This is a genomic window from Streptomyces wedmorensis, assembly GCF_000716445.1.
Classification (GTDB): domain Bacteria; phylum Actinomycetota; class Actinomycetes; order Streptomycetales; family Streptomycetaceae; genus Streptomyces; species Streptomyces wedmorensis.
The window spans coordinates 1-263 of the sequence record NZ_JNWK01000207.1; the positions used below are offsets into that span (position 1 = coordinate 1).

General features: G+C 67.3%; 1 pseudogene. It reads left to right on the plus strand.

The annotated features are described in order from the left end of the window. Positions 1-263: pseudogene (locus OO54_RS41120) on the plus strand (hypothetical protein); the annotation flags it as partial.

Below are 263 nucleotides of genomic sequence, written 5' to 3' on the forward strand. Positions count from 1 at the left end.
GATCGCGTTCACGAAGAAGCAGTTGCTGAAGCTCATCACGGCCGCGATGGAGGAGGCGGTCGGCCACGTCGTCTCGGTGATGACCGAGCCGGTCGTGGCGTCGCTGGAGAACATGGCGGCGGACCTGGTCGTCCAGGTGAGCATGGACGCGCTGGGCGTCCAGGACGGCGTGAACCTCGACCAGACGAAGCAGGCCGGCAAGGACGGCTTCGACGAGGGAGTGCAGGGTGCCAAGGAGGGTCTGAACCTCGCCTCCGCCGGGG